Here is a 12,458-nt window from a genome sequence, read left to right as displayed (position 1 = left end):
GGAATTAGGATGGACACTAAATTACCAATTGCATTGTCTAATAGACATATACATTTAAGTCAAGATGATTTAAATATTTTGTTTGGAGAAAACTATGAATTAACTAAAACCAAGGACCTATCACAACCAGGACAATTTGCTTGTGAAGAAAAGGTAGATATCGTTGGTCCTAAAGGAACAATCAATGGAGTCAGGGTTTTAGGACCTATAAGAAGTAATACTCAGGTGGAGATTTCAGTTTCTGATGCGTTTAAACTTGGAGTTAAGCCTGTTATTAGAAATTCAGGAGATATAAAGGGAACTCCTGGAGTTAAGGTTGTTGGCCCAAAAGGAGAAGTAAACCTAGAGGAAGGAACAATAGTTGCAGCGAGGCATATACATATGCATACAATAGATGGAGAGAAATTTGGAGTTAAGGATGGAGATATAGTTAAAGTTAAGATTGAAGGTATGAGATCTGTAGTCTTTGAAAATGTTTTAGTAAGGGTAAAGGATAATTTCGCATTAGAAATGCATGTGGACATAGAAGAAGGCAATGCTGCTGGGGTGAAAAATGGAGATTTGGTGGAATTGATTAAATAGTAGGGGTGATTTAATGCAAAAGATAGCTTCTATGATTGACCATACACTGCTAAGTCCAGAAGCTACAGAAAATATGATTAAAGACCTATGCAAGGAAGCTAAAGAATATGGATTTGCAGCTGTGTGTGTTAATCCCTTTTATGTAAAATTGGCTAAGGGAATTTTAGAGAACTCAAAGGTGAAAGTGGCAACAGTAATTGGCTTTCCCTTAGGAGCTAGTATTAAGGAAGTTAAGGCCTATGAAACTACTAAAGCTATTGAAGATGGAGCTAACGAAATAGACATGGTCATAAATATTGGAGCTTTAAAGAATAAAGATTATGATAGGGTTAGGGATGATATAAGAGCTGTTGTGTATGCAGCTAAAAATAAAGCTATTGTAAAAGTAATAATAGAGACCTGTCTACTAACCCAAGAAGAAAAGAAAATAGCTTGTGAAATGGCAATGGAAGCTGGTGCGGATTTTGTGAAAACTTCTACTGGTTTTAGCACTGGTGGTGCCACCACAGAGGATGTTAAATTAATGAAAACAATTGTAAGGAACAAATTACAAATTAAAGCTTCTGGAGGAATAAGAGATTACGAAACTGCAATGGCTATGATAGATGCAGGAGCTTCAAGGATTGGGGCTAGTGCTTCGGTAAATATAGTTAAAGGAGCTAAATAAATATTATTTTGTTAAAAGCTAAGTAGTACTATTTAACTATTTAGCTTTTTTTATAAGGAATAGGAAAGTTGCCACTTGTTAAAATATTAATAAATATGAAAATTTCTATAAATTGGTTTCAAGAAAATTTTCCCTAAAAACGCTTCGATAGAAGCCCTCCTTATAATTTATTGGATAGTATAGCTTCATCATAAAATTAACTTCATTAAATGAATTTTAATAAGATTTTCTTAATTTTAAAACACCTAATGGTAATCCCTCTTATGTTTAATTAGTGATTATTTTAGAAGTTATTGGGTAATATTAATATAGCATAAAAGTACAGGAGGGAATGTTTAATGAGTCAATATCATGAACCGGTAGAGTTATTAGATGAGAAGGCTAAGGATATTGTTAGGGCTTTAAATAGTTTAAAAGAAGAAGTAGAAGCTGTAGATTGGTATAATCAAAGAGTTGTAGCTTCTAATGATGAAGAATTAAAAGCTATTATGGCCCACAATAGGGATGAAGAAATTGAACATGTATGTATGACATTAGAATGGTTAAGAAGAAATATGCCTGTGTGGGACCAAGAATTAAGAACTTACTTATTTACTGAAGGACCTATTGCTGGTATCGAAGAAAAGGCAATGGGTAGAGAAACTGAAGAGGAAGAGATGGAAGGAAAATCTGGATTAAATGTTGGGGATTTAAAATAAGGGAGTGAAATGGAAATGTTGTACAGAGAACTTGCACCAATAACTAAAGAAGCTTGGCAAGAAATAGAAGACAGACTTATGGAAGTTTTTAAAACCTATCTTTCTGCAAGAAAGGTAGTTAAAGTAGAAGGACCTAAAGGCAGAGATTTCAATGTAATAACTAATGGAAGATTAGAGGATATAAAAGAAGATGGAGATCTTTGCTATGGAGTCTATAACGTCTTGCCTTTAACAGAAGCAAGAATTGAGTTTGAAATGGAAAGATGGGAATTAGATAATATAACCCGAGGCGCAAAGGATATTGATTATGAGCCTTTAGAAGAAGCGGCTAAAAAGATGGCACTTTTTGAAGAAAATGCAGTATATAATGGTCTGGAAGGTGCACATATAAAAGGGCTAGTTCAGTCAGCAGAGGGAGAGATTTTAAATTTTGGTAATGATCCTAATTCTATTATGGATTCCATTACAAAGGGTTTGATAAAGCTTAAGGAAGCGTATCAAGAAGGTCCCTTTACTTTAATAGTCGGAGAAGAAGCTTATAGGAGAATTATATCTAAGGAAACGGGCTATCCATTAGAAAGAAGGATAGAAGATCTTCTTGGGCATAAAATTGTCTATAGCCATGTTGTAGATGGAGTATTGTTAGTACCTTATGATCACGAAGATTTAGAACTAACTATAGGTGAGGATCTATCTATTGGATATCAATATAATGATAATAAGAAAGTTAGATTCTTCATTACAGAATCCTTTACTTTCAGGGTGTTAGATCCAAGCATAATAGTAAATTATAAAATATAACTATGCTTGACTTATAGTTGTATAGGGAATATAATTTAAATATAAATAAATAATTTATAGGCGTGTTACTGAGTTTCAGGCATAAACCTACATAAGTAGTTTTTGACTACTTATAGGCTTATGCCTTTTTTCAGCAACTCTTCTTGTAGTCATTAACGCAAGGAGGTGAAATTGTGAGAGCTAAAAAAGAATACTTAATTACCAAATCTCTAAACAATAATGTTGTTATTGCTATAGACGAGACAAGTAAAGAAGAAGTAGTACTAGTAGGGAAAGGGATTGGATTTGGCAAGAAGGATGGCAAAAGGGTTAGATTAGGAGAGGATGAAATAGAAAAATCCTTTTCAGCTTTTGATGAAAAAACCAAACTTAAATATAACCAACTAGTGAAAGATATTAATAGAAAAGTAATAGGTTTAACTGAGGAAATTATAGCTTTAGCTGAAAGAGAATTGGGGCCATTAAATTCTAATATACATGTGGCTTTAGCAGATCATATTGGTTTTGCATTAGATAGGATAAAAATGGGATTGACTATAAATAATCCTTTCATCTATGAAATTAAGGCCTTATACCCTAATGAATATGGACTAGGGGAAAGAGCAGCAGAGATTATCAAAGATGGATTAGGGATTCTCATTTCTGAATCAGAAATTGGATTTATAGCTCTTCACATTCACTCAGCAAGACAGAGTAAAATGGTAATCGAAACCATAAAAGATACTAAGTTTTTGAAATCATTAGTCAATATAATTGAAGAAGAACTATCTGTTAAACTGGATAATAGCGGTTTAATATACAGTAGAGTAATAAACCACCTAAGGGCCAGTATTAATAGGATGGAAAAGGGAAAATATATAGAAAATCCATTGCTGGACATAATAAAAGAAAGATTTAGCGCCTCTTATGATATTGCAAAAAAAATTGGGGTATATATAAATAAAGAGAAAAATATCTTTATAACAGATGATGAAATCGGGTATATGGCCCTACACATAGAAAGAATTAAAGAGACAACAAATTATGAAACCAAGCGTGTTACTGACTAAGATCAGGCATGAGCTTTTTAATACAAATATTAAGTATTAAATTGCTTATGCTTTTTTATTTTAATAGAAAGGAGGATAGAGGTTATATTATTAATAAATATAATTAAAGGAGGTATTTTCAATGAGAGGTTTCTTTGGGAAATTGCAAAAATTAGGAAGAGCCTTGATGTTGCCAGTAGCTGTCCTACCTATTGCTGGTATATTACTAAGACTTGGTCAGGATGATGTGCTAAATATTCCATTTATTTCTGCAGCAGGGGATGCAATATTAGGCAACCTTCCAATAATATTCGCCATAGGTGTAGCAGTAGGCCTTGCCTTTGATAATGGAGGAGCTGCAGGGTTAGCTGGTGCTGCAGGTTACTTTGTTTTAACTGCAGGCGCAAATGTTATTAACGAAACCATAAATATGGGAGTACTTGGAGGGATTATTGCAGGAATAGTTGCAGGGAACTTATACAATAGATATCATGATATTAAGCTTCCAGATTGGCTAGGTTTCTTTGGAGGGAAAAGATTCGTTCCCATCGTTACAGGTTTTATTTGTATTATTTTAGCACTTATATTTGGATACATTTGGCCACCTATTCAAAATGGAATAGATGCAGCAGCAAATTGGATGATAGGAGCAGGCGCAATAGGAGTATTTGCATTTGGATTCTTAAACAGGCTTTTAATTCCAGTAGGATTGCACCATGTGATCAATAATATTGTTTGGTTTATCTTTGGAGAATTTGGTGGTAGAACTGGTGACTACGGTCGGTTCTTAGCAGGAGACCCAAATGCAGGAATATTCATGGCTGGGTTCTATCCAATTATGATGTTTGGATTAGTAGGTGCAGCTTTGGCAATGTATAAGACAGCTAAGCCTGAAAACAAAAAGGAGGTTAGCGGAGCCCTGTTTTCCGTTGGATTTACTTCATTTTTGACAGGGATAACCGAACCAATTGAGTTTATGTTTATGTTCTTAGCTCCATCTCTATATATTATTCACGCATTACTTTCAGGATTAGCTTTGTCCGCTGCATACTTGCTTAATATTAAACATGGATTTAGTTTTTCAGCTGGTGCCATAGATTATTTTCTCTATATGAAGCTGGCTACTAATGGATGGCTTCTAATTCCTGTAGGATTAGTATTCGGATTAATCTATTATCTAATATTTTCTTTTGCAATAAAGAAATTAGATTTACCTACTCCAGGTAGGGTAGATGAAGAAGGAGAGGGACTAGATGACCTAATAGAGGAAAGGGGAATGAGTGGGGCAGCATTGGCCTATATAGATGCTCTAGGTGGAGTTGATAATTTAAAAGAAGTTAGCGCATGTATTACTAGGCTTAGATTAGTTGTAAATGATAGTTCTCTAATTAAAGAAGAAGAATTGAAAAAACTTGGTGCATCAGGAGTATTAAAACCTACTGCTAATAATGTTCAAGTTATAATTGGTACTAGAGCTGAAATCATTGCCGATGAGATAAAGAACAATTTAGACCTATTAAACAAAAAATAATAGAATATGGTGACTAACCTTTAGTCACCATATTCCTTTAATTTAGAAACGAGGTGGAAAGGGATGGTAAAAAGGATATTAGATTTAGACGCATCTGATATTAGAAGTATGAATAAAGAAGAAAAACTACTGAGTATAAAGGCTGGCGAGGGAAGAACAGTAATTAGTGAAATAATATGTGTAGCGCCACCACTGCTTTGGGATGTAAGCAATGTAGAGTTGGCTTCTGCTTTTGGTTCAGATATGCTTTTATTAAATATCTATGATGTAGACAATCCAATAATAAAAGGAATCCCTGCTGAAGATCCCTCTAAAATAATTGAATCTGTAAAAAAACTGACAGGTCGAATGATAGGGGTTAATTTAGAGCCAGTGGATTTAGAAGTGAAAATCCAAGATAGAACTACTTTGCCAAAGGGGAGATTGGCAACAGTTGAAAATGTAAAGAAGTTAGTAAGCCAAGGGGTAGATATGGTATTATTGACTGGAAATCCCAGGACAGGAGTTACTAACAGGCAGATTGCTGAAGCCATAGATAAGATAAGATATGCTCTGGGAGACCATATAATTATAGCATCAGGTAAAATGCATGGCTCGGGTAGTATAGAAGAAGCGGGTGCCAATATAATAAACAAGGAACTAGTGAAGGATTTTATTAAAGCAGGTAGCGATATAATTTTAATACCTGCACCAGGAACTGTGCCAGGAATGACAGTTGATTATGTCAAAGAACTAGTCGATTACGTTCATTCCTTTGGAAGATTAGCCATGACATCTATTGGTACCTCCCAAGAGGGTGCTGATGAATGGACTATCAGAAATATAGCATTGAACAGTAAAATGACAGGTACGGATATTCACCACATAGGTGATTGCGGTATGTCTCCAGGAATGGCCACTCCTGAAAATATTATGATATATTCTATAGCAATTAAAGGGAAGCGGCATACCTATAGAAGGATGGCAAGATCCATTAATAGATAAAACCAAGGGATGAACTTTCCCTCGGTTTTATACATTAAATCTAAACAGTACCACATCCCCATCTTGTATTATATAATCTTTTCCTTCCAGTCGTACAAGTCCCTTTTCTTTTGCCTGTGCAGTTCCACCACATTCTATAAGATCTTTATAGTTAACAACTTCTGCGCGGATAAAACCTCTTTCTATATCTGAGTGTATTTTGCCTGCAGCTTCAGGAGCTTTAGTACCTTTTTTAATAGTCCAAGCTCTTACTTCTTTAGGACCAGAGGTTAAAAAACTCATAAGGCCTAAAAGGTCATAGCTAGCATTTATTAACTTATCTAATCCCGATTCTTCTAAACCTAACTCCGCTAAAAATTCTTTTTTTTCTTCTCTATTTAATTGAGATATCTCAGATTCAATTTTTGCTGAAACCACAATTACTTCGGAATTCTCCTCAAATGCATATTTTCTAACAGATCTAACATATTCATTATCTTCACCCTGTAGTAAATCCTCTTCAGATATATTGCAAACATACAATACGGGTTTCAAGGATAATAGGTTAAAGTTTTTCAGCAATATGGTTTCTTCATCCGAAAAATCAATACTTCTTAAAGGTTGTTCTTTTTCTATGGAATCTTTTAGAATTTTTAATAATTCCAATTCTTTATTATAAGTTTTGTCTCCTTTAACTAGTTTTTCAACTTTATGAAGCCTATTGTTAATTATCTCTAAGTCAGAGAGCATTAGTTCTAAGTTGATGATCTCAATATCATCTACTGGGCTAATTTTTCCTTCCACATGGGTTACATTTTCGTCCTCAAAACATCTAACTACATGGACTATTGCTTCCACTTCCCTAATATGGGATAAGAACTTGTTTCCCAGTCCTTCTCCCTTGCTAGCACCTTTCACTAAACCAGCTATATCGAAAAACTCTATAGTAGCAGGAACTATTTTTTCAGGTTTTACTAAATTAGCTAATATATCTAGTCTTTTATCTGGAACAGATACTATGCCAATATTGGGTTCTATAGTACAAAAAGGATAATTTTCTGCTTCTGCTTTAGCAGATGTTAGTGCATTAAACAAAGTACTTTTTCCTACATTCGGTAGTCCAACAATTCCTAATTTCATTAAAATCTTCCTTTCACAATCCATAAACTTTGAACAAAAACTATTATATATTATATAATAGTTGAATTCAACACTAAGTAAGATTAAATTAATAGGATATTAGATTAATACTAATTCTATTAAGGTTTTTGTAATAAATTTTTCTATTATTGAAAAACTATATGGTGAGAGGAGGTTTAGTTAATGAGAGGGAGAAATTTATTCTTAATAAAACTATTATTGATCTTATTGATTATGGTCAGTGTTATAGCTGGATGTGTTAAGGAAGACAGAGTGGGGGAAGAAAATGAAGAAGAAATAATCGTGGATGTTGGAGGAAAGGACCAGGATATTTTAATCCGTTCAGAAAATATTTCAGATTTAGTAGTAAATCTATATGGTATAGATAATGCTACATCTATCATATTTAATGATGTGGTAGCCATTGGAATAGAGGTGGCAGATGGTTCTAAATTAACAGATGATATGAAGGAAATGATAATAAATACAGTATTAGAAAATGATACGATGATAAGACAGGTGCTAATAACAGATAATAAAAAGAACTTTGATCAAATTGAAAATGTTATATTATCTTTGATGAATGGCAAACCCTATGATGAGCAGGTAAAGGAGATAAATAGGATTATTGAAAAATTAAAGAAGGAATAAATAAAAACCCGTCATAAGACCGGGTTTTTATTTATAACAATTATATTAAGTGTGATTATTATATGTAAAATATGGAGATCAAGGAGGTATGTTGTATGAATTTAATGTCTAAAAGAATCAATATTACAAAGGGGGTAAATCTAAATATAATTAGTATGGAGGAATCTAAATCTAATCTACTTAGCGTTTATTTTACACTACCTTTGGATAGGGAACAGGTAACTAAAAATGCTTTAATACCTTTAGTTTTAAAAAAAGGTTTGAGGGAATTGAATTCAAATATGGCTATTCATCATTCAACAGAAGGAATTTTATACCCCCAACTGAGTGTAAATATAGATAAAAAGGGAGAAAAACAAATAATTAGATTTACTATAGAAGGATCAAAACCTAATCCTATTAAGGATAAAAATGATATATTGGAAATGATAGATCTTTTAAAATCTATAATATTTAATCCTTATTTAAAGGAAGGTGTCTTTAGTTCTCAACATATAGAAGAGGGAAAAGAAGTTTTGGAAAGACTGATAAAGGAAAAGAAAAGGGATTTAAAATATTATTCCATTTCTAGATGTATTGAAGAAATGTATAAAAATGAAAAGTATAGCCTTTTTCCTTTAGGCTATATAGAAGATTTAGATAGTATAGATAATAATACATTATATAAACAATATCTTAAAATATTATCACAAAGTTCTATGGAAGTATTTTTTGTTGGTGAATATAAAGGATATATAGAAGATTATCTAAAGGATGCTTTTAATTTTGAAAAAGGAAATATTTATGAATTTGAAAGGGAGTATATAACTGGAAAAATACAGACTAAAAATATGATCTATGAAGATAGGAATATAGCGAAAAGTAGGTTGGTAATCGGATATAGAACGGGAATCCCTTATGAAAATCCTCTATACAATGGGTTATTAATTACAAACCAAATATTAGGTAGTGGACCTAATTCTAAACTATTAAAAGGTCTAAAGGAACTTAAAGGTATTGTTAACAGTATTGATTCAAAGGTGTATAAATATAAATCCTTTATTTTAATAGATAGTGAGATTGAATTCAAAAATATTGAAAAGGTTATAAAAGCCATTAGAAATGAAATACATCGAATAAGAAATGGAAAGTTTAGTCAAGAAGATATTAATATTTCAAAAGAATCTATTAAACAATCTATTGAATCTATTAAAGAAAACAATCTATTAATATCTGAATTTTTCTTTGACAAGGTACTAACTAAAGACAACAGAAGATATAGTCAAATTTTAGATGATATTGATAAGGTGACGAGAGATGAAATAATTAAAGCTGCTAATATGTTTACTTTAGATACCATTTATATTCTTAGAAGTTTTCAAGCTTCTTTTAAATAAAATTTTTATAAAGAATAGGTAAGTTTTACCTTAAGAGATATTATCAAAAGAACTTGATTTACATAAGTTTGAAAAAAGGTATCCTTTTTATAAATATATTTTTATATGGTTTTTTTATGGGTAAATGAGAAATTATATGCTATACTAACTATATCAATAATCATAGGGAAGGTGACTAAGATGAATCCAGTAGCTTTTAAAATTTTTGGTATAGAGGTAATGTGGTATGGTATTTTAATTTCTCTTGGAGTAGTTATAGGCACTGTTTTAGCACTGAGAGAGGCTAAAAGAATGGGAATTGATGAAGATACCATGATAGACCTTTTGTTATACGCTATACCAATAGCCCTAATTGGTGCTAGAATACATTATGTTATTTTTAGCTGGGACTATTATAAGGACCACCTAGTGGAAATATTCCATTTTAGAGGTGGAGGCCTAGCTATCCATGGTGCAATTATAGCTGCTGTCATAGTAGCTGTAGTATTTACTAGAAAAAAGAATATAGACTTTTGGACAGTAGCAGATGTATGTGCACCAAGTTTAATTCTAGGTCAAGCAATAGGGCGATGGGGTAATTATATAAATCAAGAAGCCTATGGTACACCTACCGATTTGCCTTGGGGAATAATCATAGATGGGGTGAAAGTCCATCCTACCTTTTTATATGAATCTGTGGGTAATTTTTTTGTTTTTCTATTCCTTTTATGGTACAGGAGGAATAAAGCGAAAGTTACGGGAGAAGTATTTCTATTATATTTGATATTATATTCTATTATCAGATTCTTTGTGGAAGGGCTTAGAACTGATAGTCTAATGCTAGGACCCATAAGAGTGGCACAGCTAATTAGCCTACTATCAGTGATTTTAGGGATTTATTATTTAAAAAAGAGGAGAAAAGATAAGCTTATATAAAAATAGGGGAAACCCCTATTTTTTTTGTTTTTGCTTAAGAATAAAGAAATTGTCAAATAATAATACAAAAAGAAACAATATGTAAAAATAGTACCTAAGAACTATTAAAATAAAGAAATTATTTTAAAACTATGGCAGGAATTAATGAAATGGTATAGAATTAATAATAAGTGGAGTAAAGTGGTACAAAGTGGGGTAATAAAAAACATAAAGGGTGAGTGGTATGTTTATAGGAGAATACCAACATACAATTGATGATAAAGGTAGGGTAATTATGCCTTCGAAATTTAGGGAAGATCTAGGTTCAAATTTTATTATGACCAAGGGTCTAGACAACTGTTTGTTTGTTTATCCTATAGAGGAATGGCAAATGCTTGAAGAAAAGCTAAGATCATTACCACTTACCAATAGAGATGCTAGAGCCTTTGTTAGGTTTTTCTTTGCGGGAGCTACCGAATGTGTATTAGATAGGCAGGGAAGAGTACTTATACCTGGTAATTTGAGGGAACATGCCAAATTAATTAAGGATGCTATTATTATAGGCGTTGCTGCACGGATTGAGATATGGAGTAAAGAAGAATGGACTGCTTACAATGAGGATGATAGCTTAAGTTATGATAGTATTGCTGAAAAAATGGCGGAATTAGGCATCTAATATAGGGGAGTGAAAAAATTGGAATTTGAACATATACCTGTATTATTAAAAGAGGTAATAGATGGTTTAAATATAAAAAAGGATGGTTTCTATGTAGATGGAACTTTAGGGGGAGGAGGACATTCTTTAGAAATAGCAAAAAGGTTGACAACAGGCAAACTAATTGGGATTGATCAAGATTTGAACGCGATTAAAAAGGCGAGGGAAGTTCTAAAGAACTATTCTGATAAAACCCTATTGGTTCATAACAACTTTGTAAATATTAAAGATATATTGAGGGATTTAGAAATTGAAAGGGTAGACGGAATTTTATTGGATATAGGAGTATCCTCCCATCAATTAGACCAGGAAGAAAGAGGTTTTTCTTATAATAAAGATGCTCCATTGGATATGAGAATGGACAAGACCAGAGATTTTACTGCATGGGATGTAGTGAATAAATACTCGCAGATAGAATTAGAGAAAATTATTTGGGAATATGGAGAAGAAAGATGGGCTAAACGCATAGCAGAATTTATCGTAGAGGAAAGAAAAGTGGAACCTATTGATACCACATTAGATTTAGTAAATACCATTAAGAAAGCCATACCTAAAAAGGTTAGAATGGAAGGGCACCATCCTGCTAAGAAAACTTTTCAAGCTATTAGGATAGAAGTAAATAAAGAATTAGATGTATTGGAAAGGAGCATACCTATCATGTGTAGATTGCTTAACAAAGGCGGGAGGCTATGTATTATTACTTTTCACTCTTTGGAAGATAGAATTGTGAAAGAGGAATTTAAGGAATTAAACAAGGACTGTATATGCCCACCAGAGTTTCCAATATGTGTTTGTGATAAGGAAAAAGAGATTCAAATAATTACAAGGAAACCCATAATACCAAATACAGAAGAAATAGAAAGGAATCCTAGGGCTAGAAGTTCAAAGTTGAGAATTGCTGAACGGGTTTAAGTTCTAAAACAAAGGGGGTAGGAATAAATTGTTAGTAGTTAAAAAAGAATATGATTATTACCCAGAAAAGAGTAGAACAGAAAAAAGTAGAAACAAAAAAGTAGTTAAAAGAAAGAAAAGGACTAAGGCTCTATATAGATTAGCATTAATGGGTATTGCAATGATTGGATTAATATTGTCTTTGTTTATTTTATACAGGTACGCTAATATTACTAAGATAAGGTTGGAGATCACAGAGTTAGAGAAACAAAAAATAGAATTGGAAAAGGAGAAGGAAATTCTAGTTGCTGAACTAGAAGCAATAAAGAGTTCTTCTAAAATAGAGGAAGATGCAGTAGTAAAACTTGGCATGGACTATCCAACAGAAGAACAGATAGTATATTTAGATGTAGATGAACTAGCTCTTTCAGATAATTTAAATGAGCCAGATGAATTTACTATTGCACAACAATTTAAAAATGTTTTCAATTTGGTACTGAGTTTATTTAGGAGGGTTTAAT

General features: G+C 32.5%; 14 protein-coding genes. 13 read left to right on the top strand and 1 reads right to left on the bottom strand.

The window, feature by feature from the left end:
* Positions 1-9 precede the first annotated feature (9 nt).
* The 7 genes from pduL (at position 10) to CUL_RS0109340 (ending at position 6,291) form a co-directional block, all read left to right on the top strand.
* Entirely contained in the window at positions 10-582 is a 573-nt protein-coding gene (gene pduL / locus CUL_RS0109370) for a phosphate propanoyltransferase (protein WP_005585919.1), read from the top strand.
* A gap of 13 nt (positions 583-595) precedes the next feature.
* The gene (gene deoC / locus CUL_RS0109365) at positions 596-1,249 is read left to right on the top strand and encodes a deoxyribose-phosphate aldolase (RefSeq protein WP_025641343.1); all 654 of its coding nucleotides are present in this window, start codon (positions 596-598) and stop codon (positions 1,247-1,249) included.
* Positions 1,250-1,587: 338 nt separating this feature from the next.
* Complete coding sequence (locus CUL_RS0109360; protein WP_005585917.1) at positions 1,588-1,947, top strand: encapsulin-associated ferritin-like protein; 360 nt, start codon at positions 1,588-1,590, stop codon at positions 1,945-1,947.
* Positions 1,948-1,962: 15 nt separating this feature from the next.
* Positions 1,963-2,748: a family 1 encapsulin nanocompartment shell protein gene (locus CUL_RS0109355; RefSeq protein ID WP_051403550.1), complete on the top strand. Its 786-nt coding sequence runs from the start codon at positions 1,963-1,965 to the stop codon at positions 2,746-2,748.
* Positions 2,749-2,921: 173 nt separating this feature from the next.
* The gene (locus CUL_RS0109350; protein ID WP_005585915.1) at positions 2,922-3,797 is read left to right on the top strand and encodes a PRD domain-containing protein; all 876 of its coding nucleotides are present in this window, start codon (positions 2,922-2,924) and stop codon (positions 3,795-3,797) included.
* Between the two features lie 121 nt (positions 3,798-3,918).
* Positions 3,919-5,307 (top strand): N-acetylglucosamine-specific PTS transporter subunit IIBC, encoded by a 1,389-nt coding sequence (nagE, locus tag CUL_RS0109345; protein ID WP_025641338.1) that lies wholly within the window; start codon positions 3,919-3,921, stop codon positions 5,305-5,307.
* A gap of 63 nt (positions 5,308-5,370) precedes the next feature.
* Entirely contained in the window at positions 5,371-6,291 is a 921-nt protein-coding gene (locus tag CUL_RS0109340) for a DUF7916 family protein (RefSeq protein WP_005585911.1), read from the top strand.
* 27 nt (positions 6,292-6,318) lie between these two features.
* Here CUL_RS0109340 and ychF read toward each other — a convergent pair whose 3' ends face one another.
* Positions 6,319-7,410: a redox-regulated ATPase YchF gene (gene ychF / locus CUL_RS0109335; protein ID WP_005585910.1), complete on the bottom strand. Its 1,092-nt coding sequence runs from the start codon at positions 7,408-7,410 to the stop codon at positions 6,319-6,321.
* A 183-nt stretch (positions 7,411-7,593) separates the two neighbouring features.
* On the opposite strand from ychF, the gene CUL_RS0109330 reads away from it, so the two are divergent.
* The 6 genes from CUL_RS0109330 (at position 7,594) to CUL_RS18010 (ending at position 12,457) form a co-directional block, all read left to right on the top strand.
* Positions 7,594-8,061, top strand: coding sequence for a YhcN/YlaJ family sporulation lipoprotein (locus tag CUL_RS0109330; protein ID WP_005585909.1), 468 nt, complete (start codon positions 7,594-7,596; stop codon positions 8,059-8,061).
* Between the two features lie 95 nt (positions 8,062-8,156).
* Positions 8,157-9,437: a M16 family metallopeptidase gene (locus tag CUL_RS0109325; RefSeq protein WP_005585908.1), complete on the top strand. Its 1,281-nt coding sequence runs from the start codon at positions 8,157-8,159 to the stop codon at positions 9,435-9,437.
* Positions 9,438-9,617: 180 nt separating this feature from the next.
* Positions 9,618-10,352 carry a prolipoprotein diacylglyceryl transferase gene (gene lgt / locus CUL_RS0109320; protein WP_025641335.1) on the top strand — a complete coding sequence of 245 codons (735 nt, stop codon included), beginning with the start codon at positions 9,618-9,620 and terminating at the stop codon, positions 10,350-10,352.
* A 223-nt stretch (positions 10,353-10,575) separates the two neighbouring features.
* A complete protein-coding gene (gene mraZ, locus CUL_RS0109315) occupies positions 10,576-11,007 on the top strand; it encodes a division/cell wall cluster transcriptional repressor MraZ (RefSeq protein WP_005585906.1) in 432 nt (143 codons plus the stop codon).
* An 18-nt stretch (positions 11,008-11,025) separates the two neighbouring features.
* Positions 11,026-11,958, top strand: a complete 933-nt coding sequence (rsmH, locus tag CUL_RS0109310) for a 16S rRNA (cytosine(1402)-N(4))-methyltransferase RsmH (protein ID WP_005585905.1) — start codon at positions 11,026-11,028, stop codon at positions 11,956-11,958.
* Positions 11,959-11,986: 28 nt separating this feature from the next.
* Complete coding sequence (locus CUL_RS18010) at positions 11,987-12,457, top strand: FtsB/FtsL family cell division protein (RefSeq protein WP_005585904.1); 471 nt, start codon at positions 11,987-11,989, stop codon at positions 12,455-12,457.
* The last annotated feature ends 1 nt before the right edge of the window (position 12,458 follow it).

This window comes from [Clostridium] ultunense DSM 10521 (genome assembly GCF_000511955.1).
In the GTDB taxonomy this organism is placed as follows: Bacteria; Bacillota; Clostridia; order Tissierellales; family Tepidimicrobiaceae; genus Schnuerera; species Schnuerera ultunensis.
The sequence above is the reverse complement of the archived record's forward strand: the minus strand, read 5'-3'. Positions and strand labels throughout refer to the sequence as shown.

Excerpts from the sequence above, each read along its gene's own strand:
- pduL (WP_005585919.1), top strand. The coding sequence starts at position 10 with ATGGACACTAAATTACCAATTGCATTGTCTAATAGACATATACATTTA.
- deoC (WP_025641343.1), top strand. The coding sequence starts at position 596 with ATGCAAAAGATAGCTTCTATGATTGACCATACACTGCTAAGTCCAGAA.
- CUL_RS0109360 (WP_005585917.1), top strand. The coding sequence starts at position 1,588 with ATGAGTCAATATCATGAACCGGTAGAGTTATTAGATGAGAAGGCTAAG.
- CUL_RS0109355 (WP_051403550.1), top strand. The coding sequence starts at position 1,963 with ATGTTGTACAGAGAACTTGCACCAATAACTAAAGAAGCTTGGCAAGAA.
- nagE (WP_025641338.1), top strand. The coding sequence starts at position 3,919 with ATGAGAGGTTTCTTTGGGAAATTGCAAAAATTAGGAAGAGCCTTGATG.
- CUL_RS0109340 (WP_005585911.1), top strand. The coding sequence starts at position 5,371 with ATGGTAAAAAGGATATTAGATTTAGACGCATCTGATATTAGAAGTATG.
- ychF (WP_005585910.1), bottom strand. The coding sequence starts at position 7,410 with ATGAAATTAGGAATTGTTGGACTACCGAATGTAGGAAAAAGTACTTTG.
- CUL_RS0109330 (WP_005585909.1), top strand. The coding sequence starts at position 7,594 with ATGAGAGGGAGAAATTTATTCTTAATAAAACTATTATTGATCTTATTG.
- CUL_RS0109325 (WP_005585908.1), top strand. The coding sequence starts at position 8,157 with ATGAATTTAATGTCTAAAAGAATCAATATTACAAAGGGGGTAAATCTA.
- lgt (WP_025641335.1), top strand. The coding sequence starts at position 9,618 with ATGAATCCAGTAGCTTTTAAAATTTTTGGTATAGAGGTAATGTGGTAT.
- mraZ (WP_005585906.1), top strand. The coding sequence starts at position 10,576 with ATGTTTATAGGAGAATACCAACATACAATTGATGATAAAGGTAGGGTA.